Raw genomic sequence first — 19636 nt, 5'->3', positions numbered from 1 at the left:
CCCCGGGCAGGTAGTAGCCGGAGACGTCGGCAATGAGATGGGTGGTGCCGTAGGAGCGGTTGAACAAGGTGACCTTGCCGTCGGCGCCGACGGGTACGGTGACGGAGTTCGCGACTGTCTGGCCGGCGAGGAAGTTCACGTTGGACGAACCGGGCCGCTGTGTCCCGGAGGCGTAGGCGGTGATAAACCCGATCAACCGTGGCTCGGTGACGGTGAGGTTGAAGGTCACGGCGGAAACCTTCGCCGGAATCCCGTGGGCCCCGCCGGCCTGGAAGGACACGGTCCCGTCCGGGCGCACTGCGGCAGAAGTCCGCGTGTCCAGTGCCCGGAAGGGCGTGACCGGGACCAAAGCACCCGGCACGGTCGGCTTCGCGTACGTCTCGGCCACCGCGACAGGGGACGTCAGCACGTCGTTTGCCTTCGCCGCTGGCGCGGCCACCGCTGATGCTGCAAGCAAGACACCCAACGCGGCAGCCAGACGAGCGGTCCGTCGCCGAAATTGCGCACTCAAAGTAGCCATGATTCCCCCAAAACATGGCCCCGGGACAGCAGACCTCGGATACTTCTGGCGAAACTACCACACCTGCGCGAGCGGTCAAGGTTCACCCAGGACCCGTCCGCCGCGGGAAGGGGTTGACGGCCGGCAGCAGCCCCCGTATCTTAGTTATTAGACGTCTGACGACTTACGCAGATGGTGATGGCTTCGGGGGAAGGCCGCTGGGATACAAAGGAGTATTTCATTGGGATATGTAATTGGCTGTGATCTTGGCTCGCAGAGCGCGAAGGCGGTGCTGATGTCGCCGGAGGGCGTGATCGTCGCGACCGCAAGCAGCGGGTATGCGATGGCGCACCCGCACAGCGGCTGGGCAGAGCAGGATCCGGCGCACTACCGGCACGGGATTGCCTCCAGCGTCCGGGCCGTGCTGGCCCGGACCGGTGTAAAGCCGGCCGAGGTGACCCATATCGGGCTCTCGAGCCAGGTGGACGGCGTCGTGCCGGTGGACGCCGACATGCGTCCGCTGCGGCCGGCCATTATCTGGCTGGACCGGCGCGCTACCGAGCAGGTTGCCCGGCTCGGGAACGCGATCGATCCGGACTGGCTGTTCGCCCGGACGGGGCTGAACCTGGACGCCAGCCACACCGGACCAAAGCTCATGTGGCTGGCCGACAACGAGCCCGAGGTGTACCGGAGGGCCGCATCGCTGCCCTCGGTCGGGGGCTACGCCGTCGCGTGGATGACCGGCCGTTCGATCCAGGACCACGCGAATTCCTCGTCCTCGCTGCTCTATGACGTGGTGGCCCGGGACTGGAGCGATGAACTCATCGACGCCGCCGGGCTGGACCGGGCCAAGCTCCCGGAGATCGGCCGCGCCACCGACGTCGCCGGGACCCTGACCGCGGAGGCGGCTGCGGCGCTGGGGCTGACCACGGGCTGCGCCGTCGTGGTCAGCACCGGCGACGACCACGCCGCATGCCTGGGCGCCGGCGGAGTCCGGCCCGGGGTGGTCGTCGATATCCTCGGCACGGCCGAACCGGTCGGGGTCTCCAGCGCCTTCCCGGTCTTCGACGAGACCAAACTCGTCGAGACCCACGCGCACGCCGTGGACGGCACCTACCTGATCGAGAACCCCGGGTTTGTCTCGGGCGGCAACACGCTGTGGTTTGCCCAGAACGTCCTCGGCGTCAGCCAGCAGGAGTTCTTCGACCGCGCCGCCCGCTCAGAACCCGGCGCCCGCGGGGTCCGCTTCATCCCGGCACTGACCGGCTCCATGGCGCCCCGGTGGAACGACTCCCTGCGCGGGACGTTCGCCGGGCTGTCGATGAACCACGACTCCACCGACATGGCCCGGGCGATCATCGAGGCGAACTGCTTCGCGTTCCGCGACATCTACGACCGGATCGACGCCATGGGCCTGGCCCGGTCAGTCCGGGTCGTCGGCGGCGGGGCCCGCTCCGCGCTGTGGCTCTCGGCGAAGGCCACCCTCTGCAACACCCCGATCCAGAAGGTGCTCACCGAGGAGACCAGCGCCACCGGCGGGGCCCTGCTCGCCGCCGTCGCCGCCGGCACCTTCGCCAGCCTCGAATCCGCCGTCGACGCCGTGGTCGAACTCGACCCGGTCAGCATCGACCCCGACCCTGCCCATGCCGAGGCCCTTGAAATGGCCTACCAGGACTACCGCTCCCTCTTCGACGCCGTCGAATCCATCCCGCAGAAAGAAACACGCCATGACGCTCTCGTCTGACCTCGACCGCTACCTCTCCCACCCCCTGGTCGGCCTCGACCAGGTCGTCATCGGCGCCGACGTGCTGGACTCCGTCCACGACATCGTCGCCGCCCTCCCGGCCCATAACAGCATCGCCGTCCTCACCGACGAGGACGTCTACACCACCGGCTCGGGTACCCACCTCAAGCCCGCCGTCACGGCCCTCCTGGAAACCCTGGGCACGGTCACCACCGTGGCCCTCCCGGGCCACGTCCACGCCGACGAGACCACCGTGAGCGCTGCGACCGCCGGCTGTGCCGGCGCGGACGTCATCGTCACCATCGGCTCCGGCACCCTGTGCGACATCGGCAAGGTCGCCGCCGGGACCCGGCCGCACGTCGTCGTGCAAAGCGCCGCCTCCGTCAACGGCTTCGCCGATGACCAGTCCGTGCTGCTGATCAACGGCGTCAAGCGCACCGCCCACTCCGGCTGGCCCAACGCACTGGTGGTCGACAGCAACGTCCTGGAAGGGGCGCCGGCACTGCTGAACCGCTCCGGACTCGGCGACATGATCTCGATGTTCACCGCCCCCGCGGACTGGTACCTGTCCTCCCTCGTCGAGATGGACCGCGGCTACTCCGCCGAGGCCGCGACCATGACCCGCCGCCACGGCGCCGAACTCCTGGGCCTTGCCCCCGGCGTGGGGACCTCTGACCCGGAGTCCTTGTCGACGCTGGCCAAGTTCGTGACCCTGTCGGGCATTTCAATGGGCGTCGCGGGACAAACCTCGCCGTCCTCCGGCATGGAACATGTCATCAGCCACCTCCTGGACATGGCCAGCACGGCCCGCGGCACAGACACCGCCCACCACGGCGCCCAGGTGGGCGTCGCGACCGTCATCGTCGCGATCCTCTGGCGGAACATGAACGAGAAGCTCCGCACCGGAAGCCTCGGCGCCCTCCGGCTCCCCGAGCCGGACGACGCCGAACGCACCGTCCGGGAGGCCTTCGACTGGATGGACGAGGCCGGCTCCACGAGCAACGAGTGCTGGTCCGACTACTCCAAGAAACTCGAACACCTCCGCGCTGTCGATGCCGGGGCCAAAATCCGCGACGCCGCCGCAGCCTGGCCGGCCCACGCCGAGGTGCTCTCGGGCCTGCTGGGCGAACCGGAAGCCATCGTCGCGGCGCTCCGCGCCGCCGGCGCGCCGACCCGTTTCTCCGAACTGGAAAACCCCAGCAAGGAAGACGACGTCATCTGGGCGCTCACGAACTGCCACCTCATGCGCAACCGCTTCAACATCGCCGATCTCGCCTACCTCACCGGAGCCTGGACCAAGACCGACGTCCTGGCCGCCCTCGCCGAGGCAGAGCGGATCGGCGCCGGACTGTAAACGCCGGGCCCCACCGCAAGCGAAGCCAATTCCCGAACCAACAATACCCACCTTTATTCGTCAGACGTCTAATGACATCCCACACTGATGAAGCCTGGCCACGAAAGGCAGGCAGACCCATGGAGGCCACAATGAGCAAGACCGCCACTTCCGCCGGAACCGGGCGACTCAACACTGCGCAACGCGAATCAGCCCGCGCTGCGATGAAGTCACAAGTACTCGACGTGCTTGTTATTGGCGGCGGCGTTGTCGGCGCCGGCGCTGCCCTCGATGCGGCATCGCGGGGACTTACGGTCGGCATTATCGAGAAGAGCGACTGGGCCAGCGGCACCTCCAGCCGGTCTTCCAAGTTGGTGCACGGCGGAATCCGCTACCTTGAGCAGCTCAACTTCAAGCTGGTCAAGGAGGCTCTTGTGGAGCGCGGCCTTCTCCTGCGCACAATCGCACCCCACCTCGTCAGGCCTGTCTCGTTCCTCTACCCCGTCACCGCGCCGCTGGCCGAGCGGTTTTATGTGGGGGCCGGGATGGCCCTGTATGACCTGTTCAGCTATGCCGGCGGCCGCCACCCGGGCGTCGGCCTGCACCGCCACCTCAGCCGCAAGCGCGTCAGGGCTGAACTGCCCGGCCTGAACCGCGCTGCATGCCGTGGGGGCATCAGCTACTTTGATGCCCAGGTCGATGACGCCAGGCTGGTCGCAACGATCGTGCGCACTGCGGTGTCGCGGGGCGTCCATGCGATGAATCGCGCCGGCGCAGTGGAGATCATGCCCGGCACCGGCAGCGCGGACCACACAGTACTCGTCTCGGATGAAGAGACGGGTGAGCGGTTCGAGGTGCGGGCCCGCTCCATCATCAACGCAACGGGTGTGTGGACCGCAGAATCGCAAACCATGATCGGCGTCGACTCGGCAGTCGAAGTCACCATGTCCAAGGGGGTTCATATCCTCGTTGACCGTGATCGCTTCCCGTCCACCATGGGATTGATCCTGCGGGCAGGGGCAAGTGTCCTTTTCGTCATCCCCTGGGGCAACTACTGGATCATCGGCACCACCGACACGCCATGGGACCTGGGAAAAACGAATCCCTCCGCCACCTCCGCGGACGTCCAGTACCTGCTCGATCACGTCAACAAGGTGCTCGAGGTCCCGATCGTCCACGAGGATATCCTCGGTGTCTACGCCGGACTCCGCCCGCTCGTGAAAGGCAAGGCAGGCTCGACCGCGCAGCTGAGCAGGGAACACGTCGTTGACGTGCCCCACGAGGGCATCGCGGTGATCGCCGGCGGCAAACTCACCACCTACAGGGTCATGGCAAAGGACGCTGTGGACGCCGCGACACAGGGGCGAAGCACTGCCCGCCCCTCGCAAACACTGGACCTGCCCCTCCTCGGTGGCGAAAACTTCGTTGCCGCCGAGATTGAAAGCGTCTGCGCCTACATGCTCGAAACCCTCGGGCTGCCGTCCAGCCACGCAGCACGCCTGGTCGGTCGATACGGAAACATGGCCACTGAAGTCTTGAAGCCTGTGGCCGGGAACAGGGTTCTCGGGCTGGAGATCTGCGGCGGCGGCGGCGCCCTTCTGGCTGAAGCGCTGTACGCAGTGACGCACGAAGGGGCCCTGCATTTGGAGGACGTCCTTGAGCGCCGCCTGCGTATTTCCATTGAATCCAAGGATTTCGGCGAAGAAGCCGCATCCGAGGTTGCCAGGGCCGTGGCCCCGGCCCTGGAGTGGACTGCGCAAGACGTCGACGACGAACTGGAGCGCTATCAGGAATTCGTGCGCCTCCAGCGGGAAGCGATCTCCGTACCCGATGACGCCTCTGCCGATGCTGTCATGAAAAGGGCAGTTCCTGCCGCCCGCGCGGCGGCCGGCCTGCACGCTTAACCGTCCCGGAAAACAACAAAAACTTTCTCTTGTCAGACGTCTAACGACTTGGTATGCTTGATGAACAAGGTCGCGAAAGCCCCTTCCGGACACTTTCCCTGCCGATGACGCCAGAGAAAAGCCAGGCCCGCCGCCCCGCGGCGGCCGTTCGTAACACCCCTTCGAAACACCCGGTCCCGGAGCGCTGATTTCAGCCCGGCACCCAGCCACCGGAGCAATCCCGCGGCTTCCTCGTCAAACATCAGACGGCCCACCTCCCGTGGCGCCGATGATGGATACAACCCGCAAAGGAGCAGGTCAGTGTCACAAGCCACAATTTCGCCAGTGCAGGCGGAGCACAAGAAGAAGAATCTTCACAAGGTTGCAGGGCCCGTCCTGCTCTGGGGCATCGGCGTCGGCGCCGTGATCTCCGGTGATTACTACGGCTGGAACGCGGGCCTGGGCCTGACCGGCTACTGGGGTTACCTGATCGCAATCGCGATCATGGGCCTGCTCTACGCCGGCCTCTCAACCGTGATCGGCGAACTGTCCGCAGCAGTACCCCACGCCGGTGGAGCCTACGCCTACGTCCGCACAGCACTGGGCCGGGTCTGGGGCTACCTCGCCGGAGTCAGCGTCCTTCTGGAATTCGTGTTTGCCCCGGTCGCGGTGGCGCTGACCGTCGGCGCCTACGTGCAGGTCCTCTTCCCCGACGTGCCGGTCCTGGTCAGCGCCGCAGTCCTCTACATCGGCTCGACCGTGGTCCATCTCCTGGGCGCCGGCAACTCGATGAAGATCGAATTCGTGTTCACCGCCGTCGCGGTCGTCGGCCTCATTGTCTTCATGGTGATCGGTGCGCCGAAGATGTCACTGGATAACCTGAACGCCTACTCGGGCGGAGCCATCCTGCCCAACGGCATCGGCGGCCTCTGGGCCACCCTGCCGCTCGCCGCATGGTTCTTCTTCGCCATCGAAAGCCTCCCCATGGCTGCCGAAGAGACCAAGAACCCGGCCAAGGACATCCCCAAGGCCCTGATCATGGCCTTCATCACCCTCGCCGTGATCGGCCTCGGCACCCTCACCGTCGCCGCCGGCGTCGGCGGGTCCGACTTCCCCGGCGCAGCGGCCCCGCTGACCGTGGCCCTGTCCAACGTCGTGGGATCCCAGACCTGGATCGTCCCGGTGATCGCGATCTTCAGCCTCGCCGCCCTGGTCGCCTCGTTCCACGCGATCGTGATCGCCTACTCACGCCAGACCTTCGCCCTGTCCCGCGCAGGCTACCTGCCGGCATCACTGTCCAAGCTCAACAAGCATCACGCCCCGGTCGGCTCGCTGATCGTGCCCGGCGTCATCGGCTTCGTCTTCGTCATCCTGGGCGCCACCATTCTCCCGGACGCCATCCCGGTCCTGGTCACTCTCTCCGTGCTCGTCGCGGCCGTGTCCTACATGCTGATGATGGCCGCAGCCCTGGTGCTGCGGAAGAAGCGCCCCGACCTGCACCGCCCCTACAAGGCACGCGGTGGACGCGTCACGATGTGGATCGCACTGATCCTGGCCGGGATCCTGATCCCCGCAGCCCTGGTCAGCTTCCCCCTCGCGTTCGTCATCGCCGTGATCATGGTGGCCCTGTTCATGGCCTACTACTTCGCCGTCGGCCGCAAGCGCGTCGGCAACTACACCGCCGAAGAAGAACTCGCCCTCACCGACCAGGCCCTCACCGCAGACGCCTGACCAACCCAGCCCCACCAAAAAGCCCGACAGCCCGGCCAGCCCGCCAGGCCGATCTGGCCGACCGCCCGGCGGGGGCGCCGCGACCCGGCAGCCCCCGCCCGGCACCAGCACCACCGGCACCACACCGCGAAACTTTCTTCCAAAGATTCCATCATCGACTTGAGTCGTTAGACGTCTAACGTTAGACTTATATTGTGCCCCGCAAGGGGCCGAAAGGAGGGCAACGATGCCCGTTGAACTACTGGCCAAAGAAGCCGGCCGCCGCGAAGCGGCCCCGCTCTACCGGGGCTACGCCTTCGACCTGGACGGCACGCTGTATCTGGGCGATGACCTGATCGAGGGCGCGGACACCGTCGTGGCGGCGCTGCGCGAGTCCGGGGCCCGGGTGGTCTTCGTGACCAACAAGCCGCTCGAGACCGCCGAGGCCTACGCCGCGAAGCTGACCCGGCTCGGCATCCCGGCCCAGGCCCAGGACGTAATCTCGGCGCTCGACGCGCTCACCCTGTACCTCGCCGGCCGCCACTCCGGGGCCCGTGTCCTGGCCGTGGGCGAACCGGTCCTGATCGAATCGCTGCGCGGCGCCGGGTTCACCCTGACCGAGGACCCGGCCCAGACCGACGTCGTGGTGGTCTCCTTCGACCGGACCTTCGACTACGACAAACTCACCCGCGCCTACCAGGCCGTGAACGCCGGCGCCGTGATCGTGGCCACCAATCCCGACCCGTACTGCCCCACTCCCGACGGCGGCCTGCCCGACTGCGCCGCGATGCTTGCGGCCATCGAGGCCTGCACCGGCGGACGCGCCGAAGCGATCGTCGGCAAACCCAGCGTCCATATGGCCAACGCCTTCCTGCACCGCCTCGGCGTCCCGGCCCACGAGGCCGTGATGGTCGGGGACCGGCTCCTGACCGACGTCGCCATGGGCCTGAATGCCGGCATGGCCTCGGCCCTGGTGATGTCCGGAGCGACCACCGATGACCACCTCGCCGCCTCCGGCATCCTGCCGACCCACGTCCTGGACGACGTCCGCGGACTCCTCCCCGCCTGACCCACACACGCACCACCCCACCAGCAGCACCCACCCAGCACCACCCACCACAAGCGAAAGAACAAGAACAATGTCTGAATTCATCTTCATGCTCACCCACAACGACCGCACCGTCGACAACGCCCTGGAGGTCCTCGAGCAGGTCAAGGACACCGGGCTGCGCCACATCGGCTTCAAGGACGTCGGCGCCACCGCCGAGAAGGCACGTGAGCTGACCGCCGCCGCGCACGCCGCGGACCTGGTGGTCTACCTCGAGGTGGTCTCGGTCGACAAGGCTGATGAGATGGACTCCATCGACGCCGCCATCGCCGCCGGCGTGGACTGGATCGTGGGCGGCAAGTTCGCCGCCGAGGCCGTCGAGAAGCTCGCCGGCACCGGAATCAAGTTCGCCCCCTTCCCCGGCCGCGTCGCCGGGCACCCCAGCGCACTGCTCGGCACCATCGAGGAGATCACCGCGCACGCCGCCGAACTCTCCAAGCTCGAGGGCGTCCACGGCGTGGACCTGCTCGCCTACCGCCACGCCACCGTCGATCCGCTGGAACTCACCGCCGCCGTCGCCCGCGTTGTCGATGGGCCCACCATCGCTGCCGGCTCGGTCGTCAACGAGGACCAGATCCGCGGTCTCGCCGAAGCCGGCGTCTGGGGCTTCACCATCGGCGCGGCCATCTTCGACGGCAAGCTCCCCGGCGAAAAGGACGTCGTGTCCCAGGTCCGCACCGCCCTGTCCTACGCCGACGCCGCCGCCGGCGCCCGCGTCTAACCAGAACCCGCACCGCCAGTACACTGGATTTATTGCCCCAGGGAGGACACCATGTCAGGTCGCCGGCCAAATCTTGCAGAACAGGTTCGAGATGAACTCACCGAGCTCATCAGCAACGGCACGTATAACGTCGGCGACCGGCTCCCCAACGAGGACGAAATGTCGGTGAAGTTCGCGGTGAGCCGCGCCACGGTCCGCGAAGGCTACCGGGCATTGATCGACGCCGGGTACCTTTCCCGCCTCCATGGCAAAGGCACCTACGTCACCAGGGTGCCGCAGCGCCACGCGCTGGACCTGAACGTCAGCTACACCGCGATGATTCAGGCCGCCGGGTTCACCCCCAGCATCCGGATCATCTCCCAGCGCGTGGTACCCGCCGATGACGGCGACCGGGCCCGGCTCCGCCTGGACCGCGGGGCCGAGGTCGTCATCGTCGAACGGGTCCGGTTCGCCGATGCCCGGCCCGTCGTCTACAGCCTCGACCGCGTCCCTCTGGCCCTCGTGCCCGAAGCGGCCCGGTCCAACCTCGGCCCGTCCCTGTTCGACCTGCTCGAGACCCTCAACTACGGCGTCCGGAACGGGCGGGCCAAGCTGCTCCCCGTCCTCGCCGGACCCCCTGAGGCCGCACAGCTCCAGGTCAAAGAAGGCGTCCCGCTGCTCTACTTCGACGAGGTCGACTACGACATCAACGGCACCCCGGTGCTCGCCTCCTTCGAGTGGCACACCAGCGACGTCTTCGAAATGTGGCTCAACCGCCGCGCCCAGCCACCCGCCCAGCAGGTCCAGGCCGCTCCGGCCCTCTCAGAGTCACGGACCTGACCGGGCAACAACCACAACCACCGGACACACGGCCGGGCATGCTCGCCAGCGTGCCCGGCCGTTCCCGTTGTAGAGGTTGTTCGGCTCGCAACCGGCCGATCACTTGAAGGTCACCTGGAGATCACCGGCGGTATTCGGACCAGATCCCTTCCACTGCCGCTTCACGGGCGTGCAATGAGGCCCCGGCCAGGGGCCCTTCTGTACCGAGTGGCAGAGGACTTCAAAGCCGGACGCTCACCCCGGGATTTTCCCGAAGAGCACTATGAAGCCGACTGGGATAACCGGTTCCATGAGAAGGAACTCAACCCCATCGGCAGGCGCGGACTCGGGCTGGAGGCATAGCCACGCCCGCTCGAACGTGACTGGGCCGCTTCCGCCAGCGGAAACGGCCCAGTCACGCGCCAAACATCAGCAGAATGCGGCTACCCGATCAGCGCGAGCACCGCGCCGGCCGTGACAACCCCGCCCGCTTTGGTGCGGACGTCGGTGACGGTGCCGTCCCGGTGCGCGGAGACCTGGGTTTCCATCTTCATGGCCTCAAGGACCACCACCGGGTCCCCGGCCGAGACTTCGGCTCCCGGCTCGACGAGCCATTTCACGACTGTCCCTGCCATGTCCGCGCGCAGCTCCCCAGGGTCGCCAGCGGCGGCGGCACCGCCGTCGGACGCTACCGACACCCCGGCGGGCGCGGAGCTGCCCGAGCGGGCCCAGGCGTCGAGCAGATCGGCCGGAAGGCCGACGGCGAGGCGCCTGCCGTCCACGTCGACAGTGATGGTGCGGCGTTCGCCGTCGGGCGCGGTGGTGCTGTAGTCCGGATCGGCAGGGATGCTGTCCGCGAAGTCGGTTTCGATCCATCGGGTGTGGATGCCGAGGCCGTCCTCGGAGGTGAAGTCCGGGGATTCCAGCACGGCCCGGTGGAAGGGCAGCACGGTGGCGACCCCGGTGATCCGCATTTCGGCGAGGGCCCGGCGGGCACGGCGCAGGGCCTGCTGGCGGTCCGCGCCGGTGACGATCAGCTTCGCGAGCAGGGAATCGAACTGCGGCGCGACGAAGGACCCGGAGCGGACGCCGGTGTCGAGGCGGATGCCCGGGCCGGTGGGACCGGCGAATTCGCCGATGGTGCCGGGCGAGGGCAGGAAGCCGCGGCCCACGTCCTCGGCGTTAAGCCGGAATTCGAAGGCGTGTCCGCGCGGTGCCGGGTCTTCGGCCAGGCGCAGCGGCTCGCCCGCGGCGATCCTGAACTGTTCCTGGACGAGGTCGATCCCCGTGGTTTCCTCGGTGATGGGGTGCTCCACCTGGAGCCGGGTGTTGACCTCCAGGAAGGCCACGGTGCCGTCCGCCGCGACGAGGAATTCCACCGTGCCGGCGCCGGAGTAGCCCGCTTCCCGGCAGACGGCCTTGGCGGCGTCGTAGATCAGCGTGGTCTGCTCGTCGGTCAGGAACGGCGCGGGGGCCTCTTCGAGGAGCTTCTGGTGCCGGCGCTGCAGGGAGCAGTCGCGGGTTCCGACGACCACGACGTTGCCGTGCGCGTCCGCCAGGACCTGCGCCTCGACGTGGCGCGGACGGTCCAGGTAGCGCTCCACGAAGCACTCGCCCCGCCCGAAGGCGGCAACGGCTTCCCGGACGGCGGAGTCGAAGGCTTCCTCGACCTCGTCGATGACCCGGACCACTTTCATGCCGCGGCCACCGCCGCCGAAGGCGGCCTTGATGGCGATCGGCAGGCCATGCTCTTCGGCGAAGGCGCGGGCCTCGGCCGCCGTGTCGACGGGACCGTCGCTGCCGGCCACCAGGGGTGCGCCGGCCCGGACGGCCGCGTCGCGGGCCGTGATCTTGTTCCCGAGCAGCCGGATCGCGTCCGGCGTCGGACCGATCCAGGTCAGCCCGGCGTCGAGGACGGCCTGGGCAAAGTCGGCGTTCTCGGAGAGGAAGCCGTAGCCGGGGTGGACGGCGTCCGCACCGGACTGGGCCGCCACGGCGAGGAGCTTGGGGATGTTCAGGTACGTGTCCGCGGGCGAGTTGCCGTCCAGGCTGAAGGCCTCATCCGCGGCCGAGACGTGCAGGGCGTCGGCGTCGATGTCGGCGTAGACAGCGACGGACGCCAGCTGCGCGTCGTCGCAGGCCCGGGCTATGCGGACCGCGATTTCTCCACGGTTGGCGATCAGGACCTTGCGCATCAGTTACTCGCTTCTTCTGTGGTGGTGGCGTGTTCAGTAGTGCCGTGTTCGGTGGGGTGTTCGGTGGTGGCGGATTCGGCCCAGCGGAAGCGGATCCTGCCGCCGATCGGGACCTGGGCGGCGAGGTCCAGCTGGGAGTCGACCACCACGGCGATCACCGGGTAGCCGCCGGTGATCGGATGGTCGGCCAGGAAGAGCACGGGCAGGCCCTCCGGCGGGACCTGCAGGGCGCCGGCGACGGTGCCTTCGCTGGGCAGTTCGCCCTGGCGGCTGCGCTGCAGCGGCGTACCGTCCAGCCGCATGCCGACGCGGTTGGACTGCGGCAGCACGGCCCAGTCCTGGGCGGTGAAGGAATCCAGTGCCGCCTGATCGAACCAGTCGGCGCGGGGGCCGGGGACGACGTCGAGGACGGTCACCCCGGTGCCCGGGTAGTCCGGCTGCAGTTCGGGATTTCCGACGACGCCGGTCTCGGCTTCTCCGCCGGCGCCCAGTTGCTGCCCGGCGGCCAGGGGCGGAGGACCGATCCCGGACATGGTGTCCGTGGAGCGGCTGCCCAGTACCGGGGCGGCATCCACCCCGCCGCGGACCGCAAGGTAGCTGCGGAAGCCGCTGTGCGGCGCACCGATGCTGAGCGTTTCGCCGTCGAGCAGCGCGAAGGCAGTGGCCACCGGCACGGTGCGCTGCCACGTATCGCCGGCGTCGTCCGGTGCGGACGCGATGCTCAGTTCCGACGGCGCCCCGGCGACGGCGAGGACCTGGTCCCCCATGGCCTGGACCTTGAGTCCGCCCGCGACGGTCTCGATGCCGGCTGCGCCGGGGGCGTTGCCGACGAGGCGGTTGGCCCGGCGCAGTGAGGCCCGGTCCAGCGCGCCGGCGGCGGAGACGCCCAGGCCGGAGTGGCCGTCCCGGCCGAGGTCCTGGATCAGGCTCTGAAGGCCCGGTGAAACGATCCGGATCCCGGCCGTGACGTCCTGCCCGGCAACCGGTTCCGGCGCGGTGCCCTCGGCCGCAGGCGCCGCGGCCGGCTCGACAGCTGGCTCGGTGGCTGGCTCGGCCGCGAGGGCGAGTGCATCCCGGACCGGACGGAACTGCACCCGGTGGCCGGGGGCGGCCAGGGCGGGCGGCTCCCGGTCCAAGTCCCACATCTTGGCGTTGGTGCGCCCGATCAGCTGCCAGCCGCCCGGGGAACGGCGCGGGTACACGGCCGAGTAGTTGCCGGCCAGCGCCACGGAGCCCGCGGGAACTGCGGTGCGGGGCGAGCTGCGGCGCGGCACTTCCAGCTGCTGGTTCTCCCCGATCATGTATCCGAATCCGGGGGCGAAGCCGGCGAAGGCCACGGTCCAGACCTGCCCGGAGTGGGCGGCGATCACGCCGTCCGTTCCCAGGCCGGTGAGCCGTCCGACTTCGGCGAGGTCCTCGCCGTCGTACACGGTGTCAATGACCACCAGCTCGCCGTCGCGTTGCACGGGTGCGGTGAGGTCGAGCTGCATCAGGCGGGTGGCGATGCGCCGGGCCGAGGCCGGGGATTCGGCCTTGACCAGGACGGTCTCGGCCGCGGCCAGGATGTCCTGCTGGCCCGGCAGCGGTTTCTCGAGGAGCAGCGCCTGGAGGGCGAGCACGTCCTGGGTGCCGGAGAGCTCTGCGAGGACCGCGCGCGTCCCCACGGCCCGCACGGAGCGGACCTTGTGAACTGCGGTTTCGCCTGCTGCGGCGGCTTGTACCTTCAGGGGTTCCCCTGCTGTCTCAATCACGGGTTGCCTCAATCATTGTGCCGGTGAAATCATGCCGGCGGACAGGATCCGCCGAAGAAGATCCGCGCCGCTCAGGCGCGGGCTTCCTGCAGGAGCCGCTCCTCCTCGTCGGTATGCGGGTTGCGCCCGATGGCCAGCCCGATCACGGTCACGATGGAGGCGACCGCGAGGTAGCCGGCGATCAGGAACCAGTTGCCGCTGACAGCGAAGAGGGCAGTGAAGACCAGCGGTGCGATGGCGCCGCCGACCACGCCGGCCAGGGTGTAAGCCAGCGAACTGCCGGCGTAGCGCAGCCGCGCCGGGAACTGTTCGGTGATGTAAGCCGCCTGCGGGCCATACATGAAGGCGTGGAAGGCCAGCCCGATCACGATTCCGATGGTCAGCGTGAGGACCGACTTGTCCTGAATCATGAGGAAGAACAGCGGAATGTAGACGGCGGTTCCGACGGCGGCGATGCCGTATACGAGTCGGCGGTTGACGCGGTCCGTGAGGGCGCCCGCCGCCGGGATCAGGAACAGTTGGAAGGCTGAGCCGATCAGGATGGCGGTCAGTACGTTGCTGGTGCTCATGCCCAGTTCCTTGGTGGCGTACACGGCCATAAAGACGGTGAGCAGGGAGTACAGCACGTCCGGGCTGATGCGGGACAGGGCGGCCGAGACGAGGGCGCGCGGCTCCTTGGTGAAGACCTCCTTGATGGGGGCCTTGGGCTGTTCGCCGTGGGCCTGGATGGCCTTGAAGACGGGAGTTTCCTCGAGCTTCAGCCGGATCAGCAGGCCGAAGCCCACCAACACCGCCGAGGCGAGGAAGGCCACGCGCCAGCCCCAGGAGAGGAACTCTTCGTTGCTGAGCGTCGCGGCGAGCACGGCCAGAACGCCGTTGGCCATCAGGTTGCCGGCGGGCGGGCCAATCTGCGCGGCGGAAGACCAGAAGCCGCGCCGCTTCGCGTCGCCGAATTCGCTCGAGAGCAGCACGGCCCCGCCCCACTCGCCGCCGACGCCGATGCCCTGCGCCAGGCGCAGCAACACGAGGATGATGGGTGCGGCTATACCGATGGTGGCGTAGCCCGGGAGCGCGCCGATCACCACCGTAGCGATGCCGATCAGCAGCAGGGTGGTCACGAGGACCTGCTTGCGGCCGATCTTGTCACCGAGCCGGCCGAAGATCACGCCGCCGATGGGACGGGCGAGGTAGCCAACCGCAAAGGTCGAGAAGGACAGCAGCAGCCCGACGTATTCGTCGTTACCCGGGAAAAAGACCTTGGGGAACACGAGGGCCGAGGCCACGGAGTAGATCGCGAAGTCGTAGTACTCCAGCGAAGTGCCGGTGAGGCTCGCGACATAGGCCTTGAGGGCACCAGGCGGGATCCTCCTCTTGCCGGCGGCCGGGGTGGCCTGATGCGGTGCTGCAGTCATGGTTTTCCTCCAGGTGTGCGGGGTGCTGCCTGTTGCTTGGGTTTAGGTGCGGGTGGTCCCGGCAGAACCGGGGTGTGAAGCGTGAAGCTGCGGCCTAGACGAAGGCGGCGGTGGTGATGTCTGCGGCGTTGAGCGCTTCGCGGACGGCAGCGGCCATGGCGACGGCCCCCGGGGAGTCACCGTGCACGCAGATGCTTTCGGCGCGGATTTTCAGGATGGAGCCGTCGATGGTGCGGATGGCGGAATCGGTGGCCATCCGGAGGACATGCTCAGTGACGAGAGCGGGGTCCTCCAGCACGGCTCCGGGAAGCGTACGGGACACGAGGGTGCCGTCCGGGTTGTAGGCCCGGTCCGCGAAGGCTTCGGTCACCGCGCGGAGGCCAGCGGCCTCGGCCAGGCGCAGCACTTCCGAGCCCGGCAGGCCCAGGATGGGCAGGTTCGGGTCAACGGATTTCACGGCGTCGACGACGGCCTTCGCCTGGCCGGTGTGCGAGACGATCGCGTTGTAGAGGCCGCCGTGCGGCTTGACGTACTTGACCGTGCCGCCCTCGACGGCGGCCAGCGCCTGCAGCGCACCGATCTGGTAGACGACGTCGTCGGCCAGTTCGATCGGGTCGATGTCCAGGAAGCGGCGGCCGAAGCCGGCGAGATCGCGGTAGCCGACGTGGGCGCCGATCACGACGCCGGCGGCAACCGCCTCGCGGCAGGTCCGGCGGATGACGCTGGGGTCGCCCGCATGGAATCCGCACGCCACGTTGGCGCTGGAGACCGAGCGAAACATCGCCGAGTCGTCGCCCAAGGTCCAGCGGCCGAAGGACTCGCCAACGTCGCTGTTCAGGTCAATGGTTGCCATTTGTGATCCTCGTCTCATGATAGCCCCCTACTAGGATGCATCAATTTCTCGGATTGTTCAACAATCCGACGATTCAACATTGGGACAATCGTGTAGATTCGGCACTATGACCACTCCCGATGCAGCTGCCGGCTCTGCCCTAGGCGCAGCTGCGGCGCGGCTGCGCGTGGCCGTCCCCTCCGTGGCGGACCGGGTGGCGGCCGAGCTGCGCCTGCAACTGGCGGAGGGCCTGCTCCTGCCGGGAGCCCGGCTCACGGAGTCGACCATCGCCGAAGACCTGGGCGTCTCCCGCAACACGGTCCGCGAGGCCTTCGCCGAACTGGCGGCCGAGCGCCTGGTGGTCCGGCACCCCAACCGCGGCGTCTTCGTGGCCAGACTCGAGGCCGGCGACATCCACGACGTCTACACCGTGCGCCGCGCCATTGAAGTCAGTGCGATCCGCGGCGGCGGGAGCCCGGAGCGCGTGGCCGCGGTCCGCGCTGCCGTTGAAGAGGGCAAAGCCGCCGCCGCCGCCAATGACGAGGAGGGCCTGGGCAGCGCCAACCAGCATTTCCATGGCGCGATCGTGGCCCTGGCGGGCAGCCGGCGGCTGGACACGATCATGTCCCAGGTGCTGGCCGAGATGCGCCTGTTCTTCCACAAGGCCACCGTGGACGCGCACTTCTACCGGGGCTACCTGCCGGACAACGAGGAAATCTGCACCGCCCTGGAAGCCGGAGACCTGGACCGCGCCGGCGCGCTGCTGCTGGCCTATTTGAACCGGTCCGAGGAGCGCCAGGCCGCCGTCCACGGCGAGTGAACGATTCCATGGAATCGATTCCATGATTCGTTTTGAGCGCGGGAGGCGTCAGCAGTGACGGGACCATCCATCACCATCAAGGACGTGGCGGCACTGGCCGGCGTCTCCCCCGCCACGGCGTCCGGGGTGCTCTCCGGAAACCCGGCGACCTCCGCCGAGTCCCGCCAGAGGGTGGCCGCCGCCGTCACCCAGCTGGACTTCCACCCCAACGCCCAGGCGCGCGCGCTCCGTTCCACCGGGACCAACGTCATCGTGACGGCAGCGCCCCTCAATTCCGCACCTATGTACTGCGGCTTCGGGCACCGTCCCGCACCACCGAAGGAGCAGGTCCAATGAGCACGGTTTTTGTGGTCGGAAGCCTCAATATCGACCAGAACATCCGTGTCAGCGCCCTGCCCCGGGCGGGCGAAACCGTCCGGGGCTCGGACGCAACGTACAGCCCCGGGGGCAAGGGCGGCAACCAGGCCGTCGCGGCCGCCCGGGCCGGCGCCGCAGTGAAGTTCACCGGCGCCGTCGGCGACGACGCCCATGGCCGGCGAATTCTTGAGGTCCTCGCCGAGGCCGGCATCGATGCCGGCCACGTTCGGGTCAGCGGCACCGCCGCCACCGGAACGGCGGTCATCGCGGTCGATGACCAGGGCGAAAACCAGATCATCGTGAGTCCGGGCGCGAACGCCGGGCTTACCGCCGCCGACGTCGAAGCGGGACTCGCCGCCGTCCAGCCCGGCGACGTCCTGGTCCTGCAGCTGGAAATCCCGACGGCGCTGGTCCGGCAGGCCGCGCGGACCGCGAAGAATCGCGGGGCATTCGTCATCCTCAACGCCGCGCCGGCCCCCCGGCAGATCGAGGCGCTGCTCGACGACGTCGACCTCCTGGTGGTGAACGAACAGGAAATCCAGGTTCTCGCGGCCCTCACCGGCCTGGCCGGAATCCAAGGAAACCACCGGGACCTGGTCGTGTCGCTCCCGCCCGTCCTGGGGCCCGCCATCGTGTGCACCACCGGCGCGGAAGGATCCTTCACCGTCGTCGACGGCAGTCCCGTGCACGTGCCGGCAACGAAAGTGGACGCCAGGGACACCACCGGAGCCGGCGACACGTTCGTGGGCTACCTCGCCGCATCCCTCGCCGGCAGCGACCGCGAGATGCCTGCGGCGATGCTCCACGCCACCCATGCCTCCGCTGTCGCCGTGACGCGCCCCGGCGCTATGGAATCGATTCCATGGCGCGATGAAGTACCGGCGTAGCCGCCAAACCCCGCAACACCCCGCCTGAACGTCCCGCACTAAGTCCCACACGAAGGAGACCCATGAAAATCGCACTCGGCAACGACCACGCCGGCTGAACACCCGCGAAACCTGGGGCGCCAAGGAAAAGGCTGAAGTGGACGCCATCATCGCCGGCGAGCCGGCCGCCGCCGCGGAGGACCAGACGGCGCCATCGGCTGCCCGGTAGCCGCACAGCAAAGACCCGCAATAAACGTCCGACCGGGGCCGGCCTCTTGGAGGCCGGCCCCGGTCGCGGCAGTCTGAAGTATCCCGTGCTACTTTCCGGCCGCTACCGGGACAGGATGCTCTGCCGCCGGCTTCCCGGCGTCGACATCAGCCGCGGGCGGGGTTTTCAGTTTGAGACGCTCGATGATCGAGATCCCACCGCCCTTGCCGCTGCGGTTCTTGTTGAAGATGTCGAAGCCGACGGCGAGGAGCAGTACCAGGCCCTTGATGAGCTGCTGGTAGTCGGTGCCGAGGCCCAGGATCGACATGCCGTTGTTGAGGACACCCATAATGAGACCGCCGATCATTGCCCCTGCCACGGTTCCGATGCCGCCTGTGACTGCGGCGCCGCCGATGAACGCCGCCGCGATGGCGTCCAGTTCGAAGCCCGTGCCGCCGGCCGGCTGGGCGGAGTTGAGCCGGGCCGTGAACACGAGGCCGGCCAGTGCGGCAAGGACGCCCATGTTCACGAACAGCCGGAAGGTGACGACCTTGGTTTTGATGCCGGACAGCTCAGCCGCGTGCAGGTTGCCGCCGAGTGCGTAGGTGTGCCGGCCGAAGACGCTGTTGTTCATCAGGGCCGTGTAGACGATCACCAGGACCGCCAGCACGATCAGGACGATTGGGGTGCCCCGGTAGCTGGCGAGCAGGAAGGTGATGGTCAGCATGAGCAGGGCAATGAACGCGGTCTTGGTGGCGAACCAGGCCATCGGCTCGTTCTCGAGTTCGAACTTCTTGCGGATCCGGCGTTCCTTGACCGCCTGGATCACCAGCGCCAGGGTGGCGCCGACGCCAAGGATGACCGTCAGCCACTCCAGCACCGACGTGCCGCCGGAAATGTCCGGCAGGAAGCCGCCGCCCAGCGCCCGCAGTTCGCCGGGGAACGGCGTGATCTGCTGGTTTTTGAGAACGATCAGTGTCAGGCCGCGGAAAATCAGCATCCCGGCGAGGGTGACGATGAAGGCGGGAATGCCGACGTACGCGATCCAGTAGCCCTGCCAGGCACCCACCAGCGCGCCGATCAGCAGGCAGGCCGGAATTGCAAGCCACCACTCCCAGCCCCAGTGCACGATCATGACACCGGCACAGGCGCCGATGAAGCCGGCGACCGAACCGACGGACAGGTCGATGTGGCCGGCGATGATCACCATCACCATGCCGATGGCCAGGATCAGGATATAGCTGTTCTGGACCACCAGGTTGGTGACGTTCTGCGGCTCCAGCAGGATCCCGTCCGTCAGGATCTGGAACAGCAGGACGATCAGGATCAGGGCGACAAAGATGCCAACCTGGCGGAGGCGGCTTGTCAGGAAGCCCAGGGATTCTCGGAGGGCGGACAT

At 68.0% G+C, this 19636-nt stretch carries 16 protein-coding genes; 10 read left to right on the top strand and 6 right to left on the bottom strand.

Translation table 11 applies throughout. The annotated features are described in order from the left end of the window. Positions 1-409 (bottom strand): hypothetical protein (locus AC1DFR_RS16265; protein WP_476873886.1); only part of this gene is annotated, 409 nt, incomplete at its 3' end. Positions 410-740: 331 nt separating this feature from the next. Here AC1DFR_RS16265 and AC1DFR_RS16260 point away from each other — a divergent pair. The 7 genes from AC1DFR_RS16260 to AC1DFR_RS16230 all read left to right on the top strand — a co-directional run bounded on the left by AC1DFR_RS16260 (position 741) and on the right by AC1DFR_RS16230 (position 9817). Continuing rightward, on the top strand, positions 741-2243 hold the full coding sequence (locus AC1DFR_RS16260; RefSeq protein WP_476873885.1) for a xylulokinase: 1503 nt from the start codon (positions 741-743) through the stop codon (positions 2241-2243). Further along, positions 2227-3597, top strand: coding sequence for an iron-containing alcohol dehydrogenase (locus AC1DFR_RS16255; protein WP_476870273.1), 1371 nt, complete (start codon positions 2227-2229; stop codon positions 3595-3597). Before AC1DFR_RS16260 ends, AC1DFR_RS16255 begins: the two co-directional genes overlap by 17 nt. Positions 3598-3728: 131 nt before the next feature. After that, positions 3729-5480, top strand: coding sequence for a glycerol-3-phosphate dehydrogenase/oxidase (locus tag AC1DFR_RS16250; protein WP_476873884.1), 1752 nt, complete (start codon positions 3729-3731; stop codon positions 5478-5480). A 300-nt stretch (positions 5481-5780) separates the two neighbouring features. Then, on the top strand, positions 5781-7190 hold the full coding sequence (eat, locus tag AC1DFR_RS16245) for an ethanolamine permease (protein WP_028278167.1): 1410 nt from the start codon (positions 5781-5783) through the stop codon (positions 7188-7190). Between the two features lie 226 nt (positions 7191-7416). Beyond that, the gene (locus AC1DFR_RS16240; protein ID WP_476873883.1) at positions 7417-8238 is read left to right on the top strand and encodes an HAD-IIA family hydrolase; all 822 of its coding nucleotides are present in this window, start codon (positions 7417-7419) and stop codon (positions 8236-8238) included. A gap of 70 nt (positions 8239-8308) precedes the next feature. After that, positions 8309-8998, top strand: coding sequence for a hypothetical protein (locus tag AC1DFR_RS16235; protein WP_230012466.1), 690 nt, complete (start codon positions 8309-8311; stop codon positions 8996-8998). A 51-nt stretch (positions 8999-9049) separates the two neighbouring features. Continuing rightward, positions 9050-9817 (top strand): GntR family transcriptional regulator, encoded by a 768-nt coding sequence (locus AC1DFR_RS16230; protein ID WP_476873882.1) that lies wholly within the window; start codon positions 9050-9052, stop codon positions 9815-9817. Positions 9818-10239: 422 nt separating this feature from the next. On the opposite strand, the gene AC1DFR_RS16225 is transcribed toward AC1DFR_RS16230, so the two are convergent. The 4 genes from AC1DFR_RS16225 to AC1DFR_RS16210 all read right to left on the bottom strand — a co-directional run bounded on the left by AC1DFR_RS16225 (position 10240) and on the right by AC1DFR_RS16210 (position 16007). After that, a complete protein-coding gene (locus AC1DFR_RS16225; RefSeq protein ID WP_476859680.1) occupies positions 10240-11991 on the bottom strand; it encodes an acetyl/propionyl/methylcrotonyl-CoA carboxylase subunit alpha in 1752 nt (583 codons plus the stop codon). Next, complete coding sequence (locus AC1DFR_RS16220; RefSeq protein WP_476873887.1) at positions 11991-13739, bottom strand: 5-oxoprolinase subunit B/C family protein; 1749 nt, start codon at positions 13737-13739, stop codon at positions 11991-11993. The genes AC1DFR_RS16225 and AC1DFR_RS16220 overlap by 1 nt, the downstream gene beginning before the upstream one ends. Before the next feature lie 74 nt (positions 13740-13813). Continuing rightward, positions 13814-15154: an MFS transporter gene (locus AC1DFR_RS16215; RefSeq protein WP_476859679.1), complete on the bottom strand. Its 1341-nt coding sequence runs from the start codon at positions 15152-15154 to the stop codon at positions 13814-13816. A 94-nt stretch (positions 15155-15248) separates the two neighbouring features. Next, positions 15249-16007 carry a LamB/YcsF family protein gene (locus AC1DFR_RS16210; protein ID WP_223914816.1) on the bottom strand — a complete coding sequence of 253 codons (759 nt, stop codon included), beginning with the start codon at positions 16005-16007 and terminating at the stop codon, positions 15249-15251. 106 nt (positions 16008-16113) lie between these two features. On the opposite strand from AC1DFR_RS16210, the gene AC1DFR_RS16205 reads away from it, so the two are divergent. From AC1DFR_RS16205 to AC1DFR_RS16195, 3 genes are read left to right on the top strand one after another with little or no spacing between them, the layout of a single operon-like run. Beyond that, positions 16114-16806: a GntR family transcriptional regulator gene (locus AC1DFR_RS16205; RefSeq protein WP_459383518.1), complete on the top strand. Its 693-nt coding sequence runs from the start codon at positions 16114-16116 to the stop codon at positions 16804-16806. 54 nt (positions 16807-16860) lie between these two features. After that, positions 16861-17142 carry a LacI family DNA-binding transcriptional regulator gene (locus AC1DFR_RS16200; protein ID WP_476859678.1) on the top strand — a complete coding sequence of 94 codons (282 nt, stop codon included), beginning with the start codon at positions 16861-16863 and terminating at the stop codon, positions 17140-17142. Beyond that, positions 17139-18050 carry a ribokinase gene (locus AC1DFR_RS16195; RefSeq protein WP_476873881.1) on the top strand — a complete coding sequence of 304 codons (912 nt, stop codon included), beginning with the start codon at positions 17139-17141 and terminating at the stop codon, positions 18048-18050. Before AC1DFR_RS16200 ends, AC1DFR_RS16195 begins: the two co-directional genes overlap by 4 nt. Positions 18051-18346: 296 nt before the next feature. Here the strand turns inward: AC1DFR_RS16195 and mmsB are convergent, their stop codons facing one another. After that, on the bottom strand, positions 18347-19636 hold the full coding sequence (gene mmsB, locus AC1DFR_RS16190) for a multiple monosaccharide ABC transporter permease (protein WP_028278178.1): 1290 nt from the start codon (positions 19634-19636) through the stop codon (positions 18347-18349).

The sequence above is a fragment of the Arthrobacter sp. 05T410 genome (genome assembly GCF_056396505.1).
This window is presented reverse-complemented; position numbering and strand designations above follow the sequence as displayed.

What these genes read in the sequence shown, in the direction of transcription:
- AC1DFR_RS16255 (WP_476870273.1), top strand. Translation starts at nt 2,227, where the DNA reads ATGACGCTCTCGTCTGACCTCGACCGCTACCTCTCCCACCCCCTGGTC.
- AC1DFR_RS16250 (WP_476873884.1), top strand. Translation starts at nt 3,729, where the DNA reads ATGAGCAAGACCGCCACTTCCGCCGGAACCGGGCGACTCAACACTGCG.
- AC1DFR_RS16240 (WP_476873883.1), top strand. Translation starts at nt 7,417, where the DNA reads ATGCCCGTTGAACTACTGGCCAAAGAAGCCGGCCGCCGCGAAGCGGCC.
- AC1DFR_RS16235 (WP_230012466.1), top strand. Translation starts at nt 8,309, where the DNA reads ATGTCTGAATTCATCTTCATGCTCACCCACAACGACCGCACCGTCGAC.
- AC1DFR_RS16230 (WP_476873882.1), top strand. Translation starts at nt 9,050, where the DNA reads ATGTCAGGTCGCCGGCCAAATCTTGCAGAACAGGTTCGAGATGAACTC.
- AC1DFR_RS16225 (WP_476859680.1), bottom strand. Translation starts at nt 11,991, where the DNA reads ATGCGCAAGGTCCTGATCGCCAACCGTGGAGAAATCGCGGTCCGCATA.
- AC1DFR_RS16215 (WP_476859679.1), bottom strand. Translation starts at nt 15,154, where the DNA reads ATGACTGCAGCACCGCATCAGGCCACCCCGGCCGCCGGCAAGAGGAGG.
- AC1DFR_RS16210 (WP_223914816.1), bottom strand. Translation starts at nt 16,007, where the DNA reads ATGGCAACCATTGACCTGAACAGCGACGTTGGCGAGTCCTTCGGCCGC.
- AC1DFR_RS16205 (WP_459383518.1), top strand. Translation starts at nt 16,114, where the DNA reads ATGACCACTCCCGATGCAGCTGCCGGCTCTGCCCTAGGCGCAGCTGCG.
- AC1DFR_RS16195 (WP_476873881.1), top strand. Translation starts at nt 17,139, where the DNA reads ATGAGCACGGTTTTTGTGGTCGGAAGCCTCAATATCGACCAGAACATC.
- mmsB (WP_028278178.1), bottom strand. Translation starts at nt 19,636, where the DNA reads ATGTCCGCCCTCCGAGAATCCCTGGGCTTCCTGACAAGCCGCCTCCGC.